At 64.2% G+C, this 26,500-nt stretch carries 25 protein-coding genes; 9 read left to right on the plus strand and 16 right to left on the minus strand.

The genetic code is table 11. The features are described from left to right. Positions 1-38: 38 nt before the first annotated feature. Complete coding sequence (locus A9K58_RS12690) at positions 39-338, minus strand: YrhB domain-containing protein (RefSeq protein ID WP_065199679.1); 300 nt, start codon at positions 336-338, stop codon at positions 39-41. 356 nt (positions 339-694) lie between these two features. Here A9K58_RS12690 and A9K58_RS12695 point away from each other — a divergent pair, with 356 nt between their 5' ends. Next, positions 695-3,520: a TonB-dependent receptor plug domain-containing protein gene (locus A9K58_RS12695; protein ID WP_065199680.1), complete on the plus strand. Its 2,826-nt coding sequence runs from the start codon at positions 695-697 to the stop codon at positions 3,518-3,520. Positions 3,521-3,650: 130 nt separating this feature from the next. On the opposite strand, the gene rarD is transcribed toward A9K58_RS12695, so the two are convergent. Next, entirely contained in the window at positions 3,651-4,550 is a 900-nt protein-coding gene (rarD, locus tag A9K58_RS12700; protein WP_065199681.1) for an EamA family transporter RarD, read from the minus strand. Continuing rightward, positions 4,547-5,452 (minus strand): drug/metabolite exporter YedA, encoded by a 906-nt coding sequence (gene yedA, locus A9K58_RS12705; protein WP_065199682.1) that lies wholly within the window; start codon positions 5,450-5,452, stop codon positions 4,547-4,549. Before yedA ends, rarD begins: the two co-directional genes overlap by 4 nt. A 225-nt stretch (positions 5,453-5,677) precedes the next feature. Here yedA and A9K58_RS12710 point away from each other — a divergent pair, with 225 nt between their 5' ends. After that, on the plus strand, positions 5,678-7,012 hold the full coding sequence (locus A9K58_RS12710; protein ID WP_065199683.1) for an MFS transporter: 1,335 nt from the start codon (positions 5,678-5,680) through the stop codon (positions 7,010-7,012). 123 nt (positions 7,013-7,135) lie between these two features. On the opposite strand, the gene A9K58_RS12715 is transcribed toward A9K58_RS12710, so the two are convergent. The 4 genes from A9K58_RS12715 to A9K58_RS12730 form a co-directional block, all read right to left on the minus strand. Continuing rightward, complete coding sequence (locus A9K58_RS12715) at positions 7,136-8,788, minus strand: M28 family metallopeptidase (RefSeq protein ID WP_065199684.1); 1,653 nt, start codon at positions 8,786-8,788, stop codon at positions 7,136-7,138. Between the two features lie 104 nt (positions 8,789-8,892). After that, positions 8,893-9,825: an MBL fold metallo-hydrolase gene (locus A9K58_RS12720; RefSeq protein ID WP_065199685.1), complete on the minus strand. Its 933-nt coding sequence runs from the start codon at positions 9,823-9,825 to the stop codon at positions 8,893-8,895. A 181-nt stretch (positions 9,826-10,006) separates the two neighbouring features. After that, positions 10,007-10,303, minus strand: a complete 297-nt coding sequence (locus A9K58_RS12725; RefSeq protein ID WP_065199686.1) for a hypothetical protein — start codon at positions 10,301-10,303, stop codon at positions 10,007-10,009. A 204-nt stretch (positions 10,304-10,507) separates the two neighbouring features. Continuing rightward, positions 10,508-11,803: a tryptophan--tRNA ligase gene (locus A9K58_RS12730; RefSeq protein WP_065199687.1), complete on the minus strand. Its 1,296-nt coding sequence runs from the start codon at positions 11,801-11,803 to the stop codon at positions 10,508-10,510. Between the two features lie 109 nt (positions 11,804-11,912). Here A9K58_RS12730 and A9K58_RS12735 point away from each other — a divergent pair, with 109 nt between their 5' ends. After that, positions 11,913-12,707 (plus strand): hypothetical protein, encoded by a 795-nt coding sequence (locus A9K58_RS12735; protein ID WP_065199688.1) that lies wholly within the window; start codon positions 11,913-11,915, stop codon positions 12,705-12,707. Positions 12,708-12,772: 65 nt separating this feature from the next. On the opposite strand, the gene A9K58_RS12740 is transcribed toward A9K58_RS12735, so the two are convergent. From A9K58_RS12740 to rocF, 3 genes are all read right to left on the minus strand, one after another. Further along, complete coding sequence (locus tag A9K58_RS12740; RefSeq protein ID WP_065199689.1) at positions 12,773-12,994, minus strand: CsbD family protein; 222 nt, start codon at positions 12,992-12,994, stop codon at positions 12,773-12,775. A gap of 201 nt (positions 12,995-13,195) precedes the next feature. Next, positions 13,196-13,333 (minus strand): entericidin A/B family lipoprotein, encoded by a 138-nt coding sequence (locus A9K58_RS12745; RefSeq protein ID WP_005407710.1) that lies wholly within the window; start codon positions 13,331-13,333, stop codon positions 13,196-13,198. A 162-nt stretch (positions 13,334-13,495) separates the two neighbouring features. Then, complete coding sequence (rocF, locus tag A9K58_RS12750; RefSeq protein ID WP_065199690.1) at positions 13,496-14,416, minus strand: arginase; 921 nt, start codon at positions 14,414-14,416, stop codon at positions 13,496-13,498. 269 nt (positions 14,417-14,685) lie between these two features. Between rocF and A9K58_RS12755 the strand changes: the two genes are divergently transcribed. Beyond that, on the plus strand, positions 14,686-15,141 hold the full coding sequence (locus A9K58_RS12755) for a hypothetical protein (RefSeq protein ID WP_231109308.1): 456 nt from the start codon (positions 14,686-14,688) through the stop codon (positions 15,139-15,141). A gap of 470 nt (positions 15,142-15,611) precedes the next feature. After that, positions 15,612-16,697 (plus strand): acyltransferase family protein, encoded by a 1,086-nt coding sequence (locus tag A9K58_RS12765; RefSeq protein WP_065199692.1) that lies wholly within the window; start codon positions 15,612-15,614, stop codon positions 16,695-16,697. Between the two features lie 145 nt (positions 16,698-16,842). Here the strand turns inward: A9K58_RS12765 and A9K58_RS12770 are convergent, their stop codons facing one another. Then, a complete protein-coding gene (locus A9K58_RS12770) occupies positions 16,843-17,298 on the minus strand; it encodes a hypothetical protein (protein ID WP_065199693.1) in 456 nt (151 codons plus the stop codon). Between the two features lie 709 nt (positions 17,299-18,007). After that, complete coding sequence (locus A9K58_RS12775; protein ID WP_065199694.1) at positions 18,008-18,238, minus strand: hypothetical protein; 231 nt, start codon at positions 18,236-18,238, stop codon at positions 18,008-18,010. 695 nt (positions 18,239-18,933) lie between these two features. On the opposite strand from A9K58_RS12775, the gene A9K58_RS12780 reads away from it, so the two are divergent. Further along, on the plus strand, positions 18,934-19,860 hold the full coding sequence (locus A9K58_RS12780) for a methyl-accepting chemotaxis protein (RefSeq protein ID WP_065199695.1): 927 nt from the start codon (positions 18,934-18,936) through the stop codon (positions 19,858-19,860). Positions 19,861-21,244: 1,384 nt separating this feature from the next. Here A9K58_RS12780 and A9K58_RS12785 read toward each other — a convergent pair. From A9K58_RS12785 to A9K58_RS12795, 3 genes are all read right to left on the minus strand, one after another. Further along, complete coding sequence (locus A9K58_RS12785; protein ID WP_065199696.1) at positions 21,245-22,018, minus strand: SDR family oxidoreductase; 774 nt, start codon at positions 22,016-22,018, stop codon at positions 21,245-21,247. A 128-nt stretch (positions 22,019-22,146) separates the two neighbouring features. Then, positions 22,147-23,178: a LysR family transcriptional regulator gene (locus A9K58_RS19150; RefSeq protein WP_081284039.1), complete on the minus strand. Its 1,032-nt coding sequence runs from the start codon at positions 23,176-23,178 to the stop codon at positions 22,147-22,149. Further along, positions 23,175-23,429 (minus strand): sigma factor-like helix-turn-helix DNA-binding protein, encoded by a 255-nt coding sequence (locus A9K58_RS12795; protein WP_065179754.1) that lies wholly within the window; start codon positions 23,427-23,429, stop codon positions 23,175-23,177. Before A9K58_RS12795 ends, A9K58_RS19150 begins: the two co-directional genes overlap by 4 nt. Positions 23,430-23,574: 145 nt before the next feature. Here A9K58_RS12795 and A9K58_RS12800 point away from each other — a divergent pair, with 145 nt between their 5' ends. The 3 genes from A9K58_RS12800 (at position 23,575) to A9K58_RS12810 (ending at position 25,473) form a co-directional block, all read left to right on the plus strand. Continuing rightward, on the plus strand, positions 23,575-24,054 hold the full coding sequence (locus tag A9K58_RS12800) for a carboxymuconolactone decarboxylase family protein (protein WP_065179753.1): 480 nt from the start codon (positions 23,575-23,577) through the stop codon (positions 24,052-24,054). A 54-nt stretch (positions 24,055-24,108) separates the two neighbouring features. Further along, positions 24,109-24,516, plus strand: a complete 408-nt coding sequence (locus tag A9K58_RS19155) for a cupin domain-containing protein (RefSeq protein WP_081284041.1) — start codon at positions 24,109-24,111, stop codon at positions 24,514-24,516. A 75-nt stretch (positions 24,517-24,591) separates the two neighbouring features. Next, a complete protein-coding gene (locus tag A9K58_RS12810) occupies positions 24,592-25,473 on the plus strand; it encodes an RNA polymerase sigma-70 factor (protein ID WP_065185627.1) in 882 nt (293 codons plus the stop codon). Positions 25,474-25,543: 70 nt separating this feature from the next. Here A9K58_RS12810 and A9K58_RS12815 read toward each other — a convergent pair whose 3' ends face one another. After that, positions 25,544-26,449 carry a bestrophin family protein gene (locus A9K58_RS12815; RefSeq protein WP_331250482.1) on the minus strand — a complete coding sequence of 302 codons (906 nt, stop codon included), beginning with the start codon at positions 26,447-26,449 and terminating at the stop codon, positions 25,544-25,546. Positions 26,450-26,500: the final 51 nt, after the last annotated feature.

A 26,500-nucleotide genomic window follows, 5' to 3' on the forward strand; every position in this document is an offset into this window, starting at 1 on the left:
ACGGGGCGAAGGCTCCGTCCCCCTTTTTGTCTCTGGACTCAGAAGCCCGGCGAGGTGGCGCCGGATGACAGGGCGCGCAGTGCCTGATGCTGGCGCAGGGCTTCCTCAGGCGCATATGCCGCGCCAAGCGCGTGCTGCTCGCCCGTCTGCGTGTCGAAGAAGATCGGCCCATTACCGGCCAACGCATCCGAGATCTCGCCGGATTGCAGGTAGCGCAACGACTGGAAGCAGAACAGCCAGCCTCCGACCACCTCATGCTCGTGCGTGATGACAACCGGCTCTTCGTCGTCGGCGAGAGCGGCCTCCACGCGACGGCGTGCCTCTTCAAGATGAATCACTCCTCCATCTCCTTCGCTCGGTGACAACGCGACAAGCATTCCATGCAGGCGGGCGCGTCACAACTGAAGAGCGCCTGCGCATGGCTGTGCACTGCGACGTGTTGTCGCTAGCACTCAAGCATGCCGGGTTTGTGCCGCTATCGATGCCTCTGCGCATCGCAAACGCAACGCGCGTGACGTTGCGCACATCGCATCTGTGGATTGTTGGTTGCGATTCATTTTCGCGCCCATCCGCGGCGCAGTGACAAACAGTTTCGAATGAAAACACTCTAGAATCCCGCCCCCCACGTTGGTTTGCAGCACCCCACGCGCCCATAGACGGGCGCTTGTTTTTACTGAAACACGAGATTTCACGGATGTCCCTGAAGACCACCCCGCTGCGCAACGCGATCGCCATCGCGCTCGCTGCCAGCTGCACCACCCCCGCCTTTGCACAGGATGCGGGCGACAACACCACCAACCTCGACCGCATCGAGATCACCGGCTCGCGCATCCGCCAGGCCAGCGTTGAAACCGCACAGCCGGTCGTGGCGCTGAACCGCGCCGAGATCGAGAAGAAGGGCTACGTCAACGTCGCCGACATCCTGCAGGACGTGACTGCTGCCGGTTCTCCGAGCATGAGCCGCGCCTCGTCGCTGACATCCTCGCGGGACTTCGGCGGCATGTACGTGAGCCTGCGCAACCTGGGCCCGGAACGCAGCCTGGTGCTGATCGACGGCCGTCGCATGGGCGTCAGCGCCGGTGGCTACTCCGACCTGGCTTCGATCCCCTCGGCCATCGTCGAGCGCGTCGAAGTACTGACCGACGGCGCTTCAGCGCTGTACGGCTCGGACGCCATCGCCGGCGTAGTCAACATCATTACCCGCAAGAACTTCGATGGTGGCGAAGCCAGCGCCTACGTCGGCCAGTACAGTGAAGGCGACGGCCAGAAGCGCGCCTACAGCGCCACCTTCGGCAAGACCTTCGAGCGCGGCTGGTTCAGCGTCGGTGCCGAGCGCACCCGGGAAGACGAAGTGATGGGCGGCGCGCGTGAGTTCAGCCGCTACGTCAACGGCCCGCGCCACCCCGACGATGGCCTCAACGGCACCACGGCATGGGGCACCGTCACCGTCGGCGGCAAGCCGCTGACCGTCGGCCCGGGCGGCGACCCGACCCATGCCGGCAACTTCCACGCGCCCGACCCGGCCGATGGTGCCAACACCAAGACCAACATGAGCCTGCTGACCGGCCTGGAGCGCACCTCGGTGTTCGCCAACGGCGGCTTCTCGATCAACGACGACCTGCGCATCGTCGCCGACGCAATGTACAGCAAGCGCGAATCGACCAAGCATCTGGCCGGTTACCCGTATTCGGTCAGCGCCGCACAGGCCCGTAGCGGAAGCCGCGCCGCGCTGTCCCGGGACAGCGCGTTCAACCTGTGGGGCCAGGACGTGCTGTTCTCGCACCGCACCGAAGAAATGCTGCGTGGCACCGAAAATACCCTGGAAACCAAGCGCGGCAGCCTGGGCCTTGAAGGCAGCTTCGAGACCGGCTCGCGCTACTGGGACTGGAACGTCAGCTACACGTACAACCGCAATGAGGGCGAGCGTGTCGGCACCGGCAGCATGTACCAGCCGCATGTCAATCTTGCCGTTGGCCCGTCCTTCATCGAGAACGGCGTGGCTTACTGCGGTACCCGTGACGCCGTGATCGCCGGCTGCGTGCCGTGGAACCCGGCTGCCCCGATGGGCTACACCGGCCCGGGTTCGCTGAGCAACCAGGACGTGCAGGACTACCTGTTCGCCCGCTTCGTCGATCGGAGCGAGACCACCACCAAGGTGGCCAGCGCCAACATCTCCGGCTCCCTGTTCTCGTTGCCTGCCGGCGACATCATGGCCGCGATGGGCTTCGAGCACCGCTCCGAAGAAGCACGCTACACCCCGGACCTGCGGGTGCAGAACGGCCAGATCGCCGGCACCAGCGGCAAGCCGACCCAGGGCGACTACTCGCTCAACGAGGCCTACCTGGAACTGCAGGTACCGCTGCTGGCCGACGTTGCCTTCGCGCGCGAGCTGTCGCTGGACGTGGCAGGTCGCTACTCGGACTACAACAACTTCGGTTCGACCACCAACAGCAAGTTCGGCCTGAAGTGGAAGCCGATCGACAGCCTGCTGGTGCGTGCCACCTACGGCACCGGCTTCCGTGCCCCGACCGTGGACGACCTGTATGGCGGCACCGTCAGCAGCCGTGACTCGTTCACCGACCCCTGCGATACCTCGTTCGGTACTGCTGCCACCAGCCCGACCGTCGCCGCTCGTTGCCAGGCGCTGAAGGTGCCGGCCAACTTCCGCCAGGTCAACAGCGACGGCAGCGTGGCCAGCAAGCCGGGCCAGCAGGCCACCACCGATTTCAACTCGGGCTCCAACCCGAACCTGAAGCCGGAAACCGCCAAGACCTGGACTGTCGGCCTGGTCTACAGCCCGGACTTCGTGCAGGGCCTGGATGTCAGCCTGGACTGGTGGAAGATCCGCATCGACAACGCCATCGTCGGTGAGTCGGCCACCAACATCCTGGAGCAGTGCTACGTGCAGGGTTCGGACGCTGCCTGCGGCCGCTTCAGCCGTGGCAGCAACGGCCAGGTCAATGCGCTGGACCGCTCGCTGGTCAACGCCGGCTATCGCGAAACTGCCGGCTATGACATCAGTGCACGCTACCGCCTGCCGGATACCGCGTTCGGCAGGTTCGCCGTTACCTGGAACACCACCTATACCGACTACCTGGAGCAGCGCAACGACAACGCCGCTACCACGCCGGTGGAACAGCTGACCAGCTGGGGCGGCAACTTCCGCGTGCGTTCCACCTTCAACCTGGACTGGCAGTACGGCAACCTTGGGGTCGGCTGGACCGCGCGCTACTACTCCAGCATGAAGGAGAAGTGTTCCTACATGGACGAGTGCAACCTGCCGGGCTTCAGCTCGGCCTACACCGATGCCTCGCCGACCAACAAGGTGGGCTCGAACACCTTCCACGACCTGCAGGTGCGCTACAGCCTGCCGTGGAATGGCACCGTGTCGCTGGGCCTGAACAATGTGTTCGACCACCAGGGCCCGGTCATGTACAGCCAGCCCAACAGCAGCTTCGTCTACTACGGCGGCTTCGACATCGGCCGTTTCATGTACATGAAGTACCAGCAGCGCTTCTGAGCCTGCGTCCGCGTTCCCGCCGCAGCCATCTCTCTCCTGGCTGTGGATGGAAGCAGAACGGCGCCCTTCGGGGCGCCGTTCTTTTTTGCGTGCCTGTCCGCCACGCCCGCCAGGCTGGATCCTCCCGGCGCTAGCGCCGCGCCGCCCGCATCGTGCGGATGTTGTCGCCGACGAACAGGATCAGGCCGGCCCAGATCGCGGCGAAGCCGATGGCCTTGCCCAGGTCGAACGCTTCATGGAAGAAGAACACGCCCAGCAGCAGCTGCAGGCTCGGCGCGATGTACTGCAGGATGCCGACCAGCGACAGCGGGATGCGCTTCACGCCGTAGGCGAAGCCGATCAGCGGTACGGCGGTCACCACGCCGCCGAAGATCAGCAGCAGATCGTTGCGCCAGCCCCAGCCACCGAAGAAGCCGCCGCCGTGGCCGTTCTCCGCCCACAGCGCGAAGCCCAGCGCGGGCAGGAACAGGTACAGGCTTTCCACTCCCAGGCCAGCGACCGGATCGACCGAAACCAGCTTGCGCAGCAGGCCATACAGGCCGAACGAACAGGCCAGGCCCAACGCGATCCACGGTGGCGTGCCAGCATCAATGGTCAGCCAGGTCACGCCCACCGCGGCCATCGCCACGGCCACCCACTGCAGCCGTCGCAGGCGCTCCTTCAGCACCAGCACGCCCAGCAGCACGTTCACCAGCGGGTTGATGAAATAGCCCAGGCTGGTCTCGATCACATGGCCGGCGTTGACCGCCCAGATATACAGGCCCCAGTTGAAGGCAATGGTCAGGCTCGATACCAGCAGGATGGGCAGCGCGCGCGGTTGCGCGGCGATCTTCCGCCACCAGCCCAGGCGTGAACTGAGCAGCAGCCAGCCCAGCACCAGCACGGTGCTCCAGATGATGCGGTGGGCGATGATCTGGAACGAAGGCACTTCGTTGAGCAGGTGCCAGTACACCGGCACCAGGCCCCAGATCACGAAGGTGGAGGCGGTGACCAGCAGGCCCCGGCGTTGTTCCTTCTCGTCCATGCTCATTGCTTGCGCGTCCTTGCCATCGTCAGTACCACCACACCCAGCAGAATCACCGCCATCGCCAGCAGGTCGCGCCAGCCGAAGCGTTCACCGTTGAGCAGCGCGCCCAGCAGCACCGCGATGACCGGATTGACGTACGCATAGCTCCCGGCCAGCGCCGGGCGCACGTTCTGCAGCAGCCACACGTAGGCAGTGAACGCAACGATGGACCCGAACACGCACAGGTAGGCCATCGCCAGCAGGCCACCGGTGTCCGGCAGCGTGGTCGGGCGCTCGCCGACCGCCAGGCCGATCAGCACCAGCAGCACGCCGCCGCAGATCATCTGCCCGGCCGCGGTCATGAAAGGGCCAGGCAGGTCCAGGCCGCGTGCCCACACCGAACCGAACGCCCAGCCGATCGGCGCGATCAGCAGCAGCACCAGCCCGGTCGGCGAGCCGGTCAGGCTGCTGCCGGCGTTGAGCCAGACCACGCCCAGGAAGCCAATGGCGATGCCCAGCCACTCACCGCGGCTCGCATGCTGCCCGCGCAGGGCCGAGAACAGTGCCATCCACAGCGGCACCGAGGCCACTGCAGTGGCGGCCAGCCCCGAGGACACCTCGCGCTCGGCCAGCACCACCATGCCGTTGCCCAGCACCAGCATGGTCACGCCCATGATGACCAGGTTGCGCCACTGCCGCAGGGTCGGGTTGGGCAGCTTCCAGAACAGGCGCAAGGCCAGGAACATCAGGCCACCGGCAATGATGAAGCGGCTGCCGGAGACCATCGTCAGCGGCAGCGCGCCGCCGTGCAGGGCCTTGGCGATGCCCAGGTAGGTCGAGCCCCAGACCACATAGACCAGCAGCAATGCCAGCGCGACAAGGCCGCCCCGGGGGGCAGCCGCAGAGGAAGAGGGGGGAGCCGACATGACACACCAGGGGGCCGGGGGAACGCGGATTCTAGGACGTTTTGAGTATGGTCCGGGACCCCGTACGGTGGCACGCTGTCATCCACCCATGCATGCTGTCCTGGTCTGCTACCCCGTGTTGACGGTGGGATGCAGTACCAGGAGGGCTGCCCGGCTGCGCCGCCCCGATGGCCGTGCACCGTTTTCCCTGCGCACGGATGCGCCGCATCGAGGATTTCCACCCAGATGAGCACTACGCCCCAATCCGCTGCACCTGGTACCGACGGCCGCGCCCTGCGGCGGTCGATCTCCAACACACTCAAAGGTTCCGCCGGCAACCTGGTGGAGTGGTATGACGTCTACGTATACTCGGTGTTCGCCGTGTACTTCGAGTCGCAGTTCTTCTCGCCGGAAGACAAGAACTCCACCCTCTACGTGTGGGCAATCTTCGCGGCGACCTTCCTGATGCGCCCGATCGGCGCGTGGTTCTTCGGCCGCTTCGCCGACCGCCATGGCCGTCGACTGGCACTGACGGTGTCGGTCACAGTGATGGCCCTGTGCTCGTTCCTCATTGCGATCACGCCCACCGCGGCCAGCATCGGCATCTGGGCGGCGATCATCCTGCTGTTCGCGCGCCTGCTGCAGGGCTTCGCTACTGGCGGCGAGTACGGCGCCAGCGCCACCTACATGTCCGAGGCCGCAATTCCCGGCCGCCGCGGCTTCCTGTCCTCCTTCCACTACGTCACCCTGGTCGGCGGCCATGTGCTGGCCCAGCTGACCCTGCTGCTGATGCTGACCTTCTGGGGCAAGCCAGAGATCTCGGAGTGGGGCTGGCGCATCGCTTTCGGCATCGGCGGTATCGCTGCGGTCGTGGTGTTCTGGCTGCGCCGGGGCATGGACGAGTCGCTGTCGGAGTCGTCCATCGAAGCCGCACGCGAAGGCAAGGCCAGCAAGTCCGGCTCGATGTACGAACTGTTCGTGCACCAGTGGCGGCCGCTGCTGCTGTGCTTCCTGATCACCGCCGGTGGCACCGTGGCCTTCTATACCTATTCGGTGAACGGCCCGAAGATGATCCAGAGTGCCTTCGCCGCCAATGACCCGATGACCGGCACCCTGATCAACCTGGGCGTGCTGGCCTTCCTGATGGTGCTGCAGCCGGTCGGTGGCTGGCTGTCGGACATCATCGGCCGCAAGACCCTGCTGGTGTTCTTCGGCGTCGGTGGCGTGCTGTACAGCTGGTACCTGATCACCCAGCTGCCGCACCAGCATGACGCCACCCTGGCCTTCCTGACCCTGGCGCTGGCTTTCGTCATCCTCACCGGCTACACGTCGATCAATGCGGTGGTGAAGGCCGAGCTGTTCCCCACCCACGTGCGTGCACTGGGCGTAGGCCTGGGCTATGCACTGGCCAACTCGCTGTTCGGCGGTACCGCGCCGCTGCTGTACCAGGGCGCCTTGAAGACCGGCCATGTCGACTGGTTCGCCCTCTACGTGACCGCTACCATCGCCGTATCGCTGGTGGTCTACGTGTTCTTCCTCACCAACAAGGGCCCGAACTGGCTCGACGGCACCCGCCGGTAAGGACGTCACGCGGTCGTGACCGTGGCCACCGGCGCAATGCCGGTGGCCGTTGCATTTCCCGCGCCGGCGCTGAGGGCGGAATCGACTGCCAGGCGACTCTGCGCGCCGCCGTCCACCGTTGCCTCAGCGGCGGGCCGCTTCGCTCTTGTCGCGTGCGCCGCGGAACTCCGAGTCCTTTTCCCACGTCGGCCAGCGGCGGCTGTTGGCCAGCTCGGCGCCGAGGTCGTAGACGAGCAACGTATCGGCGGCGTGGCCGCTGGGGTCCCAGCGCGGCGTCCAGGCATCGCAGGCCTGGTGGTAGCAGTCGGCAAAGTACTTCTCGCGCAGCGCGCGTCCGGCTTCCACGCCACCGTCCAACCTGTCCAGGCCCGGGCCGATGGTGATCGCCGGCACGCCCAGGCGTGCGAAGGCGAAGTGGTCGGCACGATAGAAGAAGCCGGCCTCCAGGTTGGGGTCGGGGCTGTAGCTGCGGCCGCGGGCCTTGGCGACGCGTTCCAGGTCGCCTTCCAGCGACACCCGGCCCTTGCCCCATGAGGCGATGTCGCGGGTCGCGCCATCCGGGCTGAACATTTCGATGTTCAGCACCGCAGCGGTCTTTTCCAGCGGCGCCAACGGGTGCGCGGCGTAGTAGCTGGCGCCCAGCAGGCCCTTCTCTTCGGCAGTCAACGCCACGAAATACAGTGTGCGCTGCGGCTGCGGGCCGGCGGCGAACACGCGGCCCAGTTCCAGCACGGTCGCCACGCCGGTGGCGTTGTCGATCGCCCCCCGGCGGATGCGGTCACCCTTGGCATCGGGCTGGCCGACGCCGAAGGCATCCCAGTGCGCCGAGAAGATCACCGCCTCGTCGCCATGCGCGCCACCGGGCAGCTTGGCCACGACGTTGCGGGTCACCACCTGCTCGCGCTTGAGTGCGAAGTCCACGCTCAGGCGGGCATTGTCCAGGGCCACAGGATGGAAGTCGGCGCGCATCGCCTTGCGCTTCTCGGCCTCGAAATCGAGCCCGGCGTCAGCGAAGATCGCCTCGGCCAGTTCGCGCTGCATCCAGCCACGCAACGGCGTGTGCTGCGCCATTGCGTCGGCCCGGCTGCGTTGGATGTCGAACAACGGCGAGGTGCCCGAACTCTTCACCGTAGCCCAACCATACGCGGCCGGTGCAGTCTCATGCACGATCAACACGCCTTCAGCGCCGCGGCGCGCGGCTTCCTCGAACTTGTAGGTCCAGCGGCCGTAGTAGGTCACCGCCTTGCCGTCGAACGCGCCCGGCGCATCGGCTTCGAAATCGGCGTCGTTGATCAGCACCACGGCAATCTTGCCGCGCAGGTCCACATCCTTGTAGTCGTTCCAGTGGCGTTCCGGCGCCTCGATGCCGTAGCCGACGAAGACCAGTGGCGCGTCCTTGATCTGCACACGCTTGCGTGGCTGCAGGCTCTGCAGGGTCACGTCCACGCCGTTGGCCAGCGCACGGCTGCCCTGCTTCAGCGCCAGGCTGGCCGTGGCCGGGCCGTCCAGCTGCGCACGCACCAGCGGCACTGCCTGCACCCAGCTGCCATCCACGCCGCCCGGTTGCAGGCCATAGCTGCGGAACTGCTCGATCAGGTATTGCACCGTGCGCTCTTCGCCCTCGGTGGCCGGTGCGCGGCCCTCGAATTCATCCGAGGCCAGCACACGCACATGGCGCGACAGGGCCTGCGGATCGATGCCGCCACCCGGCAGGTCGTTGGCCGCATGGGCCAGGCCACCCACGAACAGGCAGGACGACAGCAGCAACACGCGCATCGGATTCACGGCAGGACCACGGCTAGCTTGGAAGTCACCAAAGTGTAACGTGTGGTGACGTCGCGGCGCAGCGCGGGCCCGCCCCATCCACGCAGGGTACGGAGCTAGCCGCGGATGCGGTCCAGCCAGCAGGCCAGGCCCTGCGCGTTGAGCTCGATGTCCATCGCCAGCGCGGCGGTCACCGCCGCCTCGTCCAGCGCGCAGCCATGCTGCTGCGCGCGCTCCAGGTACAGTGCCCGCAACGCGGCCAGCAGGCAGCGGTGGCGGTCCGGACGGCCATCGCACTGGCGAGCGATGGTGGCCATCGCATCGATCTGCTCGAACAGGTCTTCGGCCAGCTTTTCCACCTGCTCGACGCGCCCATAGTGGGTCAGGTACATCGCCTGCGGCGCATAGTCCAGCATGCGCCGGATCGAGGCCTTCATCGCCTCCGGATCGAACTGCACCGGCGACGAGGTTGGAAAGATGAAAGCGCCTTGCACGCTGTCCAGTTCGCGGTAGGCGATGCCGAAGGTATCGCCGGTGAACCAGCTGCCGCTGCGCGCATCCCACACGCAGTAATGGTGCAGCGCGTGGCCCGGCGTATGCAGCAGCAACAGTTCGCGGCCGGCCAGGTCGATGCGATGACCATCCTCGGCCACCACCACGCGGTGTTCCGGAATCGCCTCGATGCGGCCATAGCTGCGCGCGATCTCTTCGGCGCCGTACACCGCCGTCGCACCGGCAATCAGCCGTGTCGGATCGATCATGTGCGGCGCACCACGCGGATGCAGTACTGCCTTCGCGTTGGGCAAGTGCCGCATCAGGAGGCCGGCGCCGCCGGCATGGTCCAGGTGCACGTGGGTCAGCAGCAGCCAGTCCACCGCTTCCACGCCCAGGCCCGCATCCGCCAGCGCCTGCAGCATCGCCGGTACCGACAGGCCGGTGCCGCAGTCGACAAACGCCGCGCGGCCGCCTTCGACGACCAGGTAGGCCGCGTCGAAACGGGGGCGCTGGAAACCGGTATCGATGGTATGGATGCTGGGGTCGGCGGTCATCGGCACGCACCTGGCGAAATCGGGAACAGACCGCCATGGTAGGCGCGCCGGCGGCCGGGGTTCGATGCGGCTTTGGTCGGAGGGGGGCGATCCTGTAGGGCCGAGCCCACGCTCGGCCGCCTTTCTGCCAGGCATCAGCCGAGCGTGGGCTCGGCCACAGAAGGCACACGCGGGCGCTACATCAGGGACGCAACCAGCGCGGCCGCAGCAGCAGGGCCAGCACCAGCACCGCCAGGAACGCACCGTAGGCATACAGCACCGCCAGCACCTGCGGCCAGATCGGGCCAGCGCCGGGTTGCACCCCGCCGATGCGGTAGCCCCACAGCATCGACACGATGCTCAGCACGAAGGCCAGTACCAGGGCGGTGCCGTCGAACAGGCGCCGTCGCGCGCTGCGCGGCTGGCGCGGGAACAGCCAGTACAGGCTGCCCAGCAGCAGGAACCAGGGCAGGAACAGCAGCAGCGACAACCAGGCCATCGCGGACTCCATGTCATCGCGCCGGAGGCGCGCGGACATCATGCCATGGGCGCTGTGCCACGGTCGTGCCGGCAAGGGGCTTCCCTGTAGAGCCGAGCCCATGCTCGGCTGCTTTGCTACCCAGCCGAGCACGGGCTCGGCTCTACAGAGGCGGAGCAAAGTCGAGCATGGCTCGACTCTACAAAGGGCAGGCAGGCCCGGCGATCAGGCCTCTTCGCGCAGCACGGCCAGAGCGGCCAGCACGGCACCGGCCTCAGCTTCCAGCGTAAACCGCTGGTTCTGCAGCGCATCGCCCTGCTCGGCCTGCTTGATGAGCGCAATCAACTGGCCGGCCTCGCGCGGCGAGTCGAAGGCTTCGCTCTGGATCAACAGCGTGCCATCGCCGGCGGTCAGCTTGAAATAGAAGCGGCCATCCTTCTCGCGATACTGCTTGAACTGCGGTGGCGCCACCCGGGCCACACCGGCGTCCTCGCTGGCGATATTGCCGGCGCTGGACAGGTCGCGCAGGCCGACTGCATTGCGCAGCTCTTCCAGCAGCGGCATGGCCAACGTCTCGCGCAGCTGCTGGCCGCGTCGCCTGAGCAGCGCCTCGATCTTCTCCGGTTCAGCCATCAGCGCGTTGTAGCGCTCGCGCAACGGCGCCAGCTCGCTGTCGATGCGCTCGAACAGCTGCTGCTTGGCATCACCCCAGCTGATGCCGGCGGCGAAGGCGTTGGCGAACTCAGCGGTCTGTTCCGGGCTGGCGAACGCCTGGTACATCTGGAACAGCGCCGAACCTTCGGTCTCCTTCGGTTCGCCGGGGGCGCGCGAATCGGTCAGGATCGAGAACACCAGCTTCTTCAGCTCCTCGCGCGGCGCGAACAGCGGAATGGTGTTGTGGTAGCTCTTGCTCATCTTGCGGCCATCGAGGCCCGCCAGCGTCGCCACCTGCTCATCGATCACCACGTCCGGCAGCGGGAAGTACTCCTTGCCGTACACGTGGTTGAAGCGCTGGGCGAAGTCGCGCGCCATTTCGATGTGCTGGATCTGGTCACGCCCCACCGGCACCTGGTTGGCCTTGAAGATCAGGATGTCGGCAGCCATCAGCACCGGGTACATGAACAGGCCGGCACTGACACCCGCGTCCTCATCGAGGCCTTCCTCGCGGTTCTTGTCCACTGCCGCCTTGTAGGCATGGGCGCGGTTGAGGATGCCCTTGCTGGCGATGACCGTCAGGAACCACATCAGCTCGGTGGTCTCGCGGATGTCGCTCTGGCGATAGAACCAAACGTGTTCCGGGTCCAGGCCACAGGCCAGCCAGCTGGCCGCGATCTCCAGGGTCGCGCGCTGGGTGCGCTGTGGGTCCTGGGACTTGATCAGGCTGTGCAGGTCGGCCAGGAAAAAGAAGCTCTCTATGCCCGGAGCGCGACTGGCCGCGATCGCCGGGCGGATGGCGCCAACGTAGTTGCCCAGGTGGGGGGTGCCGGAAGGGGTGATACCGGTTAGGACTCGGGTCGTCATGACTGCGTAGGGGAAACCTTCGATGAACGGGGCCAGTTTAGCGTGCCGGCGGTCAACCCCGTCAGGGCCCACGGCGCGTTCATTCACGCAACCCCGCTGGAGACGCCCGATGAAACGCCTGCTGCCCCTGCTGCTGATCCTGCCCCTGGCTGGCTTCCGCCCGGCTCCAATGCCACCGCCGGTCTATGAGGGCGGCCCCGTGCGCATGGCCCTGGTCGACCGCGACCGCGGCACCGAACTACGCAGCTACCCCGCCGAGGGCCAGCGCTGGGTGGCCGGCGAGCGCGGCCACCGCTATGCCGTGCGCCTGTACAACGACAGCTCGCGCCGGGTGCTGGTGGTGCTGTCGGTGGACGGCGTCAACGCCATCTCAGGGGAAGATGCCGATCCCTCGCAGACCGGCTACGTGCTCAACCCCGGCCAGCGCGCCGACATCACCGGCTGGCGCAAGAGCCAGGACGAGGTGGCGCAGTTCGTGTTCAGCAGCCCCAGCGGCAGCTACGCCAGCCGCACTGGCCGCCCGGACAACATCGGCGTAGTTGGCGTGGCCGTGTTCGAGGAAGCGCGCCGCTGGCGCCCCGAGCCGATCCTGCGCCGTGGCCTGCCGCTGCCGGCACCGGCCGCCGAAGCTGCGGCCGACGCCAGCGCCAGCCGCATCGAGGGTTACGCCAGCAAGTCGCAGGCGCCGGCGCTGGGCACCGGCCACGGTGCACGCGAGCAGTCGTCGGTACGCGATACCGACTTCGAGCGCGCCAGCCGCAGCCCCACCCAGGTGCTGCAGCTGCGCTACGACAGCGCACGCAACCTGCGCGCGCGCGGCATCCTGGTGGATTCCCCGTCGCGCCTGCCGCGCGAACCGCAGGCCTTCCCCAACCGATACGTCCCGGATCCACCTGCCCGCTGACCCCTCATGCAGCACGACGCCCGCCACCTGGCGGTGCGGGCGTCGGACATGGGGAAGGAAGGCTTCTAGCGGTAGTCCGGATAGTCCTTGCGAACGCTGTCCTCGAAGTCGCGGACCTCCTTCTCGGCGCGATCCCTGGCCCAGCCGTAACGTTCCTGCAGGCGACCGGCCAGGTATTCCGCGTTGCCTTCGGCCACATCGAAATCATCATTGGTCAGATCGCCCCATTTGGCCTGGGCCTTGCCCTTCAGCTGAGACCACTTGCCGGAAATGATGTCTTTGTTCATCGCTGGGAGTCCTTGGTTGCAACGGCGTTCTTACCGTGGAGCCAGCTTGGCGCCGCCACCGTTGGACCCCGGTCAACCGGCAATGAAATGCCTGCTCACCTGCTTGAATGGTTCACTACCGCGATAACCGTGTGCGCGGACGACGCACGAGAAAAAGGCCGGGGAGTCGCCCCGGCCTCTTCTTTCCACTCCGCGCCGGGCTTACCTGCCCTTGGCGGCGTCCTCGACCTTTTCACCGGCCTTCTGCACGTCCTTGCCGGCGCCAGCAACGGTATTGCAGCCGGCCAGCAAGGCCACCGAGAACATCGACAACAGCATCAGGGCAACTACGCGCTTCATGGGCTTCTCCTTGGGTTGGCCGCCATACCGCTTCATTCGCGGATCGGGTTCTGTCGCTCGGCAGAAGGGGCCAATGGCTCCCCTGCCGCGTGAAGTGCAATCTGGCGGCAGCGGCGTGGAGCGCGTGTGAACGGATCGCCGATCCGTTCAGGCAGCCCCGCCTCAGTCGCGCATCAGTGTCGATTTGCCGAACAGGCTTTCCACCAGGTCCACGGCCAGCTCGGCGGTAGCGTTCTGCTTGTCCAGCAGAGGGTTGAGCTCGACGATGTCCAGCGAGCCCATGCGTCCGGTATCGGCGATCATCTCCATCACCAGCTGTGCCTCGCGGTAGTTCACCCCACCCGGCACGGTAGTACCCACGCCCGGGGCGATGCTCGGGTCGAGGAAATCGACATCGAAGCTGACATGCAGGTGCGTGTTCCCGTCGATGCCGGCCAGCGCCGCCTCCACCGCGCGCTTCATGCCGTTCTCGTCGATGTAGCGCATGTCGTACACGTCCACCTGGTGGGTCTTGATCAATCGCTTCTCTTCCGGATCCACCGAACGGATACCGATCTGGTGCACCTGTGCCGGCGTGATGGCTGGCGCGCTGCCACCGAGGCGGGTCAGCGCCTCCGGGCCAAGGCCGCACAGGCAGGCGACGGGCATGCCGTGGATGTTGCCCGACGGAGTGACATCGCTGGTGTTGAAGTCCGAATGCGCATCCAGCCACAGCACGCGCAGGTTCTTGCCCTGCTCGCGGCACCAGCGCGCGACCGCGGTGATCGAACCGATGCCCAGGCAGTGGTCGCCACCGAGCATGATCGGCATGCGCCCGGCGAGCAGCTCCGCGTAACTGGCGTCCATCAGCGCGCGATTCCACGCCACCACCTCCTCCAGGTGACGATAGCCCGCCACGGGCGCAGTCCACGGGTTGCGCGGGCCATCCAGATTGCCCAGGTCGCGCACGTCCACGCCACGCGCCGCCAGCGCCTCCGGCAGGCCCGCCACGCGCAGCGCTTCCGGCCCCAGCCGGGCACCGCGATGGCCGGCACCGACGTCGGTGGGAACGCCGATCAGGGTTACGGAAATGGGATGGGCCATGGGTGCCTCCTGCGGTGCGGAAAAAGAGGCACAGTCTAGCCAGAGCTGTGTGACACCACTCGCGGCGGTGCAGCAGGCCGAGTGCGAGATCGCCGGGCGCAAGCCAGCGTTCACCGTCAGGCATTGCGGCGCTGAGTGGTCAGGAATTCGACCTTCCTTGATCCACTTCACATCCAGGTCGGTATCACCTCTTAACCGCGGCGGCCATTGTCTCCACGCTGCGTCGGCACCCTGAAGGTGCCGCTTCACTTCCTCAGCCCTGGAGAACGATGCACGTGAAACATGCACTCAATGGACTTGCGGTACTGGCGATTACCTTGGGCGGACTGTGTCCCGCCGGCGCCAGTGCGTCCCCTCAACGCATCACGCATACCGTGACTGCGGATGACCATCCCAGGCAGACAGCGGGCGCGCGCCAGGTGCTGGACTGGGTGACACAGCGGGTAAAGCCGTCATTCGCCCCCCAGGGCCACGGTCACGTACGGGTGGAGAGACAGGCGTTCTCTGTAGGGCGCGTGTCTGCGCGCTCGGATGAATCGATCCCGGGAAAGCTGCCGGAACAGGGCATTCCCGGTGAGATCTACCGGGTGGAAAACCTGCTTCCCGACGGCTCCATCCAGACATGGGAGTTCACCTGGGTGGAACCCTCATCCGGCCATGGCGGCGGTTGGGATGTCACCGGGTATACCTACAAGAAGGGAAATGACCCGGTAAACCAGCAGTAACTGGACAGGAGAACGCTGAGCGCTTTGCCTGCCTCAGAACTGTAGCCACCGCGACCGCGCCGCCGCAGCGTCCCAACAGCCGCGGCGGCGAACCGGCGTCAGGCTCTCCGCTCGCGCGCGCTGCGGGTCCGTGCCGCACGGCAGAACGTAATGAAGAACTTGAACTGTCACGGCCGCAGGAAGGAGGTCGCGCAGGAGCCATAGGTCGTCCGGCATCGCCATGGGCCGAATCTTCGTCAGCGCTGCGTGCGGCGCAATCCGCAACACTTCGAGCCGGTCTCGCAGAGACAGAAGGCGACGACCGGGGTGTCGAATGAGGGCGAGCCGATGGCGGCGCCTGTCCTCTCTTCTCATGAAGGTGGGCACCATCTCTTCACCGAACCGCCAGATCCGACGCCCAGGCGGTCCTTCACGAACACACCCGGGCGCCAGCCAAGCCTCGGCAACCGGTGCTAGGATGCGGCCTCTCAATGGAGCACGAAGAGATGGCCACGCAGCAACGAATGGATTCACTGCAGTGCCTGCGTGCATTGGCAGCGTTGGCCGTGGTCCTGTTCCACCTGCGCGGTGTCGAGATCAAGTACCTGCAAGGCCCCGCGTTGCTGGACGCCGTAGCCAGATATGCGGACGCCGGCGTAGACCTGTTCTTTGTGCTGTCCGGCTTTGTGATGACCACGATTTCAGCCGGGCGCTACATGAAGCAGGGCGCGAGCGCGCAGTTTCTGATCAAGCGCGCATGGCGTGTGCTTCCCATGTACTGGATCTTCACCACGGTGGTCGTGGTGCTGATGGCCCTGGTTCCGTCGATGGTGAACAGCTCTTACGCAGGCCAGAGCGTACTGGCGTCCTATCTGCTGATCCCCCACGCGCAACTGCCGGTGCTCACCGTAGGCTGGACCCTGGTGCACGAGGCGTACTTCTACGTGGTCTTCGCCGGAGTCATCGCGTTTGTACCCGAACGCTTCGTACCCGCTTTCCTGCTGGTTTGGGCCGCCACGATCGGGGCCGCCCTGTGGCTGCCACCTGGCCCCACGACACCGGCACACTACCTTGTCACCAATCCGCTCACCTACGAATTCATTGCTGGCGCCCTGCTCGGCCTCTACTGGCGCCGGATTCCTGCCTGGATGGCCGTGCCACTGGCGGCCGCGGGCCTCACGACCGGCATCATTGCGGCCGGGTTGCTGCCCGAATCAGGCCCTGCGACGGTGGCCGTCCCCATCCGGGTCGCGTGCTTTGGTACCGCCGCCGTGCTGCTGCTGGCAGGCGTGGTCCGGTTTGAAGCCAAGGGGGGAATGCGCGCGCCACGCTGGCTCACCCACCTGGGCGACGCGTCATACTCGCTCTACTTGACCCACATCTTTGTGCTATCAGCCGCGGGTCGCGCCTGGGCAATGTTGTCGCCGGCACCCGGCGGGGCTGGTCATCTGGCTTTCGTGCTGCTGACCCTGATCGCCTGCTGTGCCGTGGGCAGCGCCGTGCATGCCGGGCTGGAGCGCCCGCTGCTGGATCTGCCGCGTCGCTGGCGCATGAAGCGGGCGCAGCGTGCAGGGTAGCGATGCGACGTCGGCGACACCCGTCCGGTTGCGGCCAGCCGTAGCGTTCAACCCGTGCCCCTACCCCGGCCCCTGACGACCAACCAGGGTCCCCCTGGCAATGGCGGCCAGCAGCACCGATCCGCTCCACGCCAGATCTCTCGTCTCACTGACGCACCCGTTGGCCAAAGAAGTATCGCCTGCCCACCTCAAAGTCCAAAGGTGCTGCCGAGTACCGGTTCAATATCGCGGCCGCTGCCCTGGGTTGGAATATGCCCTTCTCACCGTAGAAGCCGGAGCAATCGACTCCAGAATAGACCTCGAACTTGCGCCTCCAGCTCAGGAAACCGCCCCGGTCGATCCATTCTTCACAGTCGCTTGGCGCCAGTGATTTCCTCATGAGTTCTATCTGCAGATTCATGTCAACCGGGGAGCCTCCCCAGATCGATGTCCCGTCATTGCCGCAGATGCTTCTCAACTGGACCAGCCTCGCGTTGACAGCATCGATGTACTCGACATCACTTAGTCCACTGTCAAACAACTCAGGCTCACTCTCGATTGGCTCGAGGAGATTGACTATGTTTGCCTCGATCGCTCCAGCACCCACGCCAATACCGTCCAAGGTTCATCCATGGGAATTTCGCCAGCCGACAGAATTTCCGGCGGAGGCGGGTGCGGATAGTGATATCCACGCCCTACCCAACAGAAGCAGCCTTGAAGGTAGCTCGGCCTGTGAGTGTGCTGATAAATAAGGTCTTCATGACCTGCCAGATGATAGCCACATCCACGGTGACGACAACGACTCGAATCCTGCAGACAACACTAGCCTGCGCGTCGCTTCACCTGGTTTCGTGAAGCAGGCGGTCGCGGCGATGGCCGGCCTCGCGCGACGTTCATGCGGTCCTGGGAGCCAGTAGTTGGGTAGTTCGATCGGATGGGCGGGTTCGGGTGTGCGCCAGATGGCCCAGCGACTGATCTCCTCCATCGTGTTCTTCATCCGAAAGCACAGCTCGGGGTTGCCTCGCGCCTGTGTTACGCCGCTGCCTCACGATGGCTGTTCCAGCATTGATGCCGTCGGCCTGTTCGAGCGGTGCGCCGCCGCCGCCCTCGGATCGTTTGAATCAAACGCGGTCGGCCGGGTCAGGGAGTGAGTTGGCCAGGGCGCGACTCAACGACGATGCTGACCTTGGATGTCCCGCCATCCCAGCTCGTGACCTGAGCTCATCCCGCAACTCCTGGGCCACAAGCTTGGCGTGCGACCTAGACGTCTCCGGAAAAGTAGCTATGGAACCGCGAAGCCGTGGTGAGTTGGGCCGAGGATGAAGCTCGGATCAACCGAGCTTCGTAGCCAGCTCCGAAGCTGTGGCTCCGTAGTAGATCAGGAGGCTGGACAAATTGCGGTGCCCGATCACCCCCGCCGATTCCAGGACGTCCACCTTCTTCGACAGTCGCCAGATGGCCTGTACGCGCGCATCGTGAAAATGCAGGTCCTTGACGGTGGGAACACCGACTCCGACCTTGCGGAATAGGCTGTCTCGCTTCGATGCCGACAGGCCGAACACCGGAGCAACCCCCAGCCGCAGCGCGCAGGATCTGCGCAGCGCACGCCGTCAGCGGCACTCTCCAGCGCGACAGAAGCACCAGCCTGATCCAATTGCGCGGGGTTTCCACCTTCAGCGAATCCCACACGTCGAGCGCCTTGGCCAGCACCTCGACTTCCTCGCTGGAGATCCGGCGCGCGCAGCACGCTTCGTATTGAACACTTTGGCGGCGCACCGGCCGTCCACTTCGGCGAAGGCCCGGTATCGGTTGCCCAGGGGGCGGATGGATGCCACGGACCCACTGCGTGCCATTCCGTGTGCCCGGGTGCCTTTCAATACGGGGCGCAGCGGGGTGGCTCGGGAACCCTTGTCCGCCGCAATTCACTGATTCAGCTTTGAATCATGGCGACACGGGAGATGCAGGGAGTGGCGAAAAAAGGGGATGGTGCGCTTATCCGAACCGCAAAGAAACTGTAAGTGAATGATATACTTCGACTTTCTAAATTCACAAACTCCACCGCACCCCCTTTTGTACCCCCATTCGAATTGCATGGTGTCGGCCCCCCTTGGACGCTCAGGGACTGAGAACTGGTCATCCCTAGAAGCGGAGCCAGCCCAAGTTGGGCACCGAACTAGGCCACACAACGTGCTATTGCCCAAGCCAGCAGAGATAGAGCGCTCTCGTAGCTTTACTTAAACCATGCCAGGGCTCGGCCTTGCCCGCTGCCAGCTTGGCCTCGTCGGCGATTGCCCGCGGCGAGCTGACCGGGCGCATGGATGAGGCCCCCACCGGCGTGTTCGGCCGGACGTCGCGCCATTCCAATACCACTGTGACCCGGGTGACGCAGATGATCGGGCAGATCCAGCGCGGTGCGCGACGGAATGATGACGCGGCCGCCAATATCGCCCAAGGCAATGGTGACCTGTCCGCGCGCACCGAAGCGCAGACTGCCTGCTTGGATGACACCACCGCGTCCATCCGCACGCTGGCCAGCGCGGTGCAGCACAATGCCCGCCTGGCTCAGGAGGCCAACGGCCTCTCATTGGCCGCCACCGACGTGGCCCCGGCCGGCCGCGGTGCTACCCATGACGTGGTGGAGATGATGCAGCGAATTGATGCGTCCTCGCTGCGCATCACCGACATCACCTCGGTAATCGATGGGATCGCTTTCCAGACTAATATCCTAGCGCTGAACGCTGCCGTTGAGGCGGCGCGTGCAGGCGAGCACGGCCTGGGATTTGCAGTGGTGGCGGGCGAGGTACGTACGCTGCCGCAGCGCTCCGCTGCGGCAGCTCGGGAAATCCGCACGCTCATCGTCGATGCCAACGGCCAGGTCACCGAGGGCGCGGCGCTGGTGGAGCGTGCTGGGCAGACGATGGAACAGATCGTGGACAGCGTAGACCAGGTACGGGCGATGATCGGCGATATCGCCGCATCTTCGCAGGCGCAGTCCAATGACATCGCGCGGGTTGATGAGGGACTCGACCGCCTGGCTGGCATGAATACCCTCAACAGCCAGTTGGCCGATGTGGCCGCCGATGGCGCGCGCTCGATGAAGGACGAAGCGGTGCGGCTGAGCGATGCGGTCAGTGTGTTCACCCTGGAGGCAGCCACGCGCCGACACGCACCGTCGGCGACCTAAAGCGATCACAAGCGGCGCCATCGGGCTCACGGTACTGTTGCGGCCACCGGCACATGGAAGGTCCAGCGGCCCTCCAGCACCAGCGCTTCCGACGCGGTTGCGGTCGCGGTCGGAGATCGAGCCCTTCACTCCTGCAAAATTGCTGGTGGAAAGAAGTATCCCCCATCTGTTTGGTCCGCGCGAAGCAACATGGCAGTGGAAGTGGTTGGCCAAACCTCCCCGTCAATACGGTCGAGATCTTGATCTTGCCTGGAGGTTGGGCCGCTTCTTTGTAGCCGTACCGCAGGTCGGAGTACCGGGCCAGTTCGGTGTGAGTGGGTCCGACATCTTCGATGGAGAGGCCGAATTGCTTTTTAGGGGCGGCGTTTATGCACACGTGAAGAGCGTCGTGGAGGTTCTAAGGAGGAACGAGGAGCGCCGCAGGGGCCGTGGGCGTTAGGCGTACTAGGGCTTGGGCAGGCAGAGCCCCCTTGCTCATCCGAAGACCCGCAGGGGCCCAGCACGCTCCATCCTTCGTCCATCCGATTACATCGATAGAACCAGCGCTTTCTCTCGCTCATGCTCAGTGGGTGGTCGGCCGCCGCCCCCCTAGACCTGAAGATGCTGGGATAGCTCTTTCATCTCGGAAATTCCACACTCATACAGGCAGTAATCGTAGAAGTATGAGTAGTCGCATAGGGGAAATCCGGAAATCCGCTCTCATAGCTCAAATCAAGCTGAGGATATGGATTGGTTGGATCCAGCAGTTCCGGCCCTGGCTTGACCTAGACCGTAGCGAGATCGGTGGGAGGAGATAGATTAGAGTTGTTCATATCACAATGGCTCCATGCCCACTTCATTCTTATGGGGAATAGAGGTGTGCCTGGCATAGGCGGTGCAAGGAGTTTAACTATCCCTGTCGAGCTGGACTCAATAAGAGGTCCACGCTCACCCGCCTACGGCTTGGCGTCGTCCTCTGACGGCAGCTTAGTCACTGCTCAAAGCATGATAGATGAATTGCTCATCGTGGCTATTAATGGGATCTCAACCACAGATTCCAGTCACAAGTTGCAGCGCCCGGTGTAGCTGGCACCCCTGCCCTAGGCCGCCAGCCAGGCGTGATCCTCCATACCCTCGTAGTTGGCTCGCTGGCCATCCTCAAAGCCAGGTGATTGCGCGATGCACCTGGCTGGCGAACCCTGAACTTCATACTCTCGCGGAGACATATATGCTCAATGGCCGCGCCTCGAAGCTATTGTTGCCGAACCAAGTAGCCTGACTCGCAAGCAGCAAATCAGCCAATGCGTGCCTAGATCGCTCCGAGCATCCCAGAGAGAGAACATCCGCCTAACTCCGTACCGCTCCCAGTCCCCTCACAATGTGCTCATGAAGGCAGCAACACGATTCATTGCTCAGCTGGCTCTACAGGCATCAAGCTCGATTGCTGCACCCAAGCATCGAAGCCGATGCTTCCAGTCCAAGCACGCCCAGCCGGGACCAGCGTGTCCACTTGGAGCGGCGAACCAAAGTAGAGCGACTGTGCGTCGCCCACCACCCGCCTTGAATCACCGGTCAGACGCAGGAAACGATTGGCCAACTCGGCCATCGATACGCGCTCAGGACCCGCAATTTCCACCACTCCATTGGCCGGCTGCTGCTGAGCGATGCGGGCCACCGCATCGGCCACGTCCTCGGCTGCAATTGGCTGAACATCCGCCACGGGCAGGCGGAGTGTTGGGCCATCGCCAGCGGACTGGATAATACCGGGCAGGAACTCGAAGAACTGGGTAGAGTGAATGATCGTGTATGGCAGCCCAGAATCGCGGATCAGACGTTCCTGGGCGATCTTGCCGCGGAAGTAGCCACTGGCGACCAGCTTGTCGGTACCGACCACTGATAGGGCAACATGATGGCCCACGCCGGCGCGGCTGGCTGCAGCAAGAATGTTGTGACCGGCAGTCACGAAAAACGACAGCACAGCAGCGTCTTCAAATGATGGTGAATTGGCCAGATCCACCACCACATCAGTACCCAACATTGCTGCATCCAGACCTTCGCCGGTCAGCACATCAATGCCAGTGGATGGCACAGCAACCACAGTGTCATGACCGGCACTGCGCAGGCGTTCTACTACCTTGCTGCCGATGCGACCTGTACCACCGATGACGAGGATCTTCATGACGTGTCTCCTGAAATGAGGAAGGGGTGCCCCGGCCTATCGGGTACTATTGAAGCTTAGAGAGACAGTGTTGACGGTAGTAGGCTCATTGAGGGACGCACGCTGTTGCAGCCTACGCACCAATCTGCTCAATCTTTGGTCGATATGCCTTGTGGAACTTGCGTAGCGGCCTGGTAACTTGCCTCCCAATGCGAAAGGACATCCAGATTCATTGCGCGAACCTGCTGCGTGCTGAAGTCGATGAACGCACGCACTCGTCTGGGTAACTGACGCCGACTGAGGTAGCACAGATAGTGACCGCGATCGAGCGGCGCATAGCGATCCAAGCATGTCACCACTCTACCCGTACGCAGCGCCTCTCGTACTTGGTAACTGGGCAACTGGGCGATGCCCAAACCATCAATGACAGCCTGCAGTGCCAGATCGGTATCATTGAAAGTCAGCGCCGTTTTCGGTTGTACGTGCACTTCTCCGCCATCGACGCGGAATTCCCAGCGCTGCATACGGCCGCCTGGGAGGCGCCTGCCGATGCAGGCATGGTCGACCAGGGCCTCAACTGTTGCCGGCCGACCGTGCGCCTGCACGTAGGACGGTGACGCGCAGACTACAAGTTGCATTGGCACCAGTTGTTTGGCCACCACCTGGCTATCTTCCAGCACACCTTCGCGGAACGCTACGTCGATACGATCAGCGACCAGGTTTGGCACCTGCTCATCGAGAAGTAGTTCCACTGAGACCTCGGGATATTCCGCGCGAAACGCCGCGAGCAGTCTTGCAATCACGCAACGCCCAAAACCATGACTGGCGCTTATGCGCAGGTGACCACGTGGTGGCCCCTCACGCAGGTCACGCATCTCGTCCATCGCCTGTTGAATGCATGTTACACCCGGTCGGCAGCCCTCAAGGAACAGCTCGCCCTCGCGTGTCAGCGAAGTCGAGCGCGTAGTACGAAGGAACAGCCGCACGCCAAGCTGTGACTCCAGCTTCTGCACGCTGCGGCTGACCGCCGAACGACCAACGCCGAGCCGATCCGCCGCACGCGCGAAGCTACCTTCCGCAGCAACCGCGATGAAGGCAAGCACTCCGGCATAGCTGGTTGAGAAGGACGCATTGATCGCATCATGGCCATCGTTAACTGGGCAGGAAGGTGTGGCGTTCATTCTTCTTTACGCTCCAAAGTGCTTTTTCGTGCAAGCAGGTGGGCTCGAGCCAGGTCCAAGCGCTGCAGACACGTCGATACGTCCAGTCCCAGCAGCGGCACGATGTCCTCGAAGCCAGCGCCCAACACGTCGTGCAACAGCAGGATGGCGCGTGCATCCGGCGGTAGCTCATTCAGCCCGGCAAGGAAGGTTTGCCAGACCTGCTCGCTGGCAGGGCGCTTTGCGGTAAGCGGATCTATGGAAGTACTCATAACCCGCAGACGGCTGAGCCACCCTAGCTGTGACAGTTAATTGGTGATTTTCGATCAACACCGTGGAGCCCCAGCGCGATCTACCTACATCGATAGCCAGAACGTACGCTCCCGTGCCACCCAACTTTTCCGCAGGAGCCCTACAATGACCGCCCGCCTGGATTACGCCGCACAAGCGCCGGAGCTGTTCAAGAAGCTCGGCCTGTTCTCGCACGCCGCCCACACCGCGTCGATCGAAGCCGGCATCATCGATCTGGTCAACATCCGCGCCTCGCAGCTCAACGGCTGCGGCTTCTGCCTTGACATGCACGTGAAGGAAGCCACGATCCGTGGCGAGCGTGCTCTGCGCCTGCACCACCTAGCCGCATGGCGCGAATCGACGTTATTCAGCCCGCGTGAACGCGCCAGCTTGGCCTGGACCGAGGTGCTGACCCACCTACCAGCACAGGGCGTGCCCGATGACGTGTACGAGCGCGTGCGAGGCCAGCTGTCCGAACAGGAAATCGTCGACCTGACCTATGCGGTGATGGCAATCAACGCTTGGAATCGCGCCAATGTTGCGTTCCGCACCGTCCCCGGCACCTTGGACAAGGCGTTCGGCCTCGACAAGGCCGGCTTGGCCTGAGTGCCCGGCGCCGCTGCCCGCAGGTACGTCCCGCATCCGTACAGGAGACCATCCATGCGTTCCCTACTCCCCTTGGCCTTACTCGCCCTTCTACCTTTCGGAACTAGCGCTGCCGCACCGTCTGGCACCGCGCCTGAACCAATCGTGCGCGAAGTGATGACCCGCGCCTTGCCGGAACATCCAGGCAAGGAAGCATTGATTCTCACCGTGGAATACCCGCCCGGTGGTGCAGATCCGGTACATCGCCATGATGCTCACGGCTTCGTCTATGTACTTGAGGGGCGGATTGTGATGGGCGTGGCCGGTGGGCGCGAAGTCGCCCTCGGTCCCGGTGAAGCCTTCCATGAAGGCCCAGATGACCTGCACACAGTTGGCCGGAACGCCAGTACCACCAAGCCCGCAAGGTTCGTGGTGTTTCTGATCAAAGACATCGGCAAGCCGGCTGTGTTGCCTCCGCATTAATCGTAACCCATCGCCAGCTACCCTGAATGGGTCTCCGGATGTCACAATCCGGGGACCTGTTCCGTCTACGCTGGCATGGACGATTCAACTGCCCTGTTCACTCGCCTCCGTCCGCGCCTGTTCGGCGTGGCATATCGCATGCTCGGGTCTTCGCACGAGGCGGAAGACGTCGTGCAGGACGTTTGGCTGCGCTGGCACGGTGCCGACCAGCTACAGATCGAGAATCCAGAAGCTTGGTTGGTGGCCACCACGACTAGGCGCGCCATCGACGCTCTACGCCTAGCCCGCCATGCGCGGGAACACTATGTCGGCATGTGGTTGCCCGAGCCTTTGCTGACCGACGACAGCAGCACACCCGAGTATGTACTGGAAACTGCCAGTGACCTCTCACTGGCCTTTCTCAATGTTCTCGAGCGACTGGCCCCGGACGCGCGTGCAGCATTCCTGCTGCACGATGTCTTTGACCAGGACTATGAGGTTGTGGCTCGGACACTGGATAAGACCGAGGCGACCTGTCGCCAGATCGTACATCGTGCACGTCTGCAGTTGCGTCAGGAACGACCACGCTACAATGTGCCTCAAGAGGTTCACCAGAAACTGATGCGCCGCTTCGCCGAGGCCGCATCCAGTGGTGATCTCAAGGCAATGAAAGCACTGATGGCAGAGTCAGCCGTGCTGATCGGCGATGGCGGCGGGATCGTTACCAGCTTCCCAAAGCCGATGGTGGGCGGCGCACGCATCGCACAGCTCCTATATGCACCACACCTTAGGCGCAAAGAACAACTGCGAATGGTACCCACGATGCTCAATGGCCGATTGGGGCTTCTTCGTTACTTCGAAGATGTATTGGAGTCGGCCATGGCCTTCGATACTGACGGCGAACGAATCATCGAAATCCTGGTACAGCGCAACCCGCACAAGCTGCTCGGCCTTGGCCAACCCACTTCCATCCAGTAGACAGAGATTCTGCACATGAATGCAGGCGAGTCGACCGGTGGCGGTGACGCTCGTCCTGTGGCGCGCGGATCTACTCCATCACTTCATCGAACAGACGGCCACTGAATTGCGCCACCCAGGACAGTCCGCTGAACGCGGCTACGAGTAAAGCCGACAGCGGCACGATGATCCAGCAGGCCAGCATACCCACCACGTGGTCGTCGAACAGTACCAGTGGCCCCATCGCATCCAGCAGCCCGAACGGCAGCAGCAACGCGAACAGGCACAGCAGCACTCCTTCGGCCAGCACCTGGGCACGGGTGTCGGGCCCCACTCTCATGCGCTCAGCCTGTGCCTGCAGGCGCTGAAGTTCATGCAGCAGGCGATGAAGTTGCAGGAACGCCGCCGGGTGCAGCTGGTCAGCCAGCAACAGTGACTTCAATGCCTCACCCTGCAGCGCCAGCACCTCGTTCCCCGGGCTGTCGGCAGCCAGAATGCGAGCCAGTTCGCCTGCATCTACATACCGGGCCAGCGCGTGGCGGAACAGCGTTGGCTTCTCTGGAGGCTGGTAGCTCAATCCATATTCCAGACTGCGGTTGCGATCATGCCTACGCTGTTCCCATGCCTCATCGAAATGCAGCTGGTAGCGCGCCGCCACCTGCCACGCCAGGTGTCGCTGGCCCAGCTGCCGCGCGGCAGACCTATCATTAAGCGCGGCATCTCCGAGCAAGAGCCAACTGCGACTGGCCGCAGTGATAGCCGCCTGCATTCCCCGCATTTCACTAGCGCGTTCAGCACTGCGCGCCGCCTTAAAGCCGAAGGTAATGGCCAATGCCGCACCGAGCAGTACCAGAAGACTGGCCGGCAGTCGGATCCATGCGCCGTCGGTCCAGCGATACAGGGTGATGATCGTCGCTGAATAGGCAATGACCTGCACTACAGGGCGTCTAATGCCGTACATCAATCCGCGGACGGCGTGGAGTGTTCCTCTGTTCATGGTCACCTCCCCGCCTACCGGCGGTCAGGGCAGAGGGCCCCGGTGCGTCGC

Source organism: Stenotrophomonas maltophilia, assembly GCF_001676385.1.
GTDB lineage: Bacteria > Pseudomonadota > Gammaproteobacteria > Xanthomonadales > Xanthomonadaceae > Stenotrophomonas > Stenotrophomonas maltophilia_J.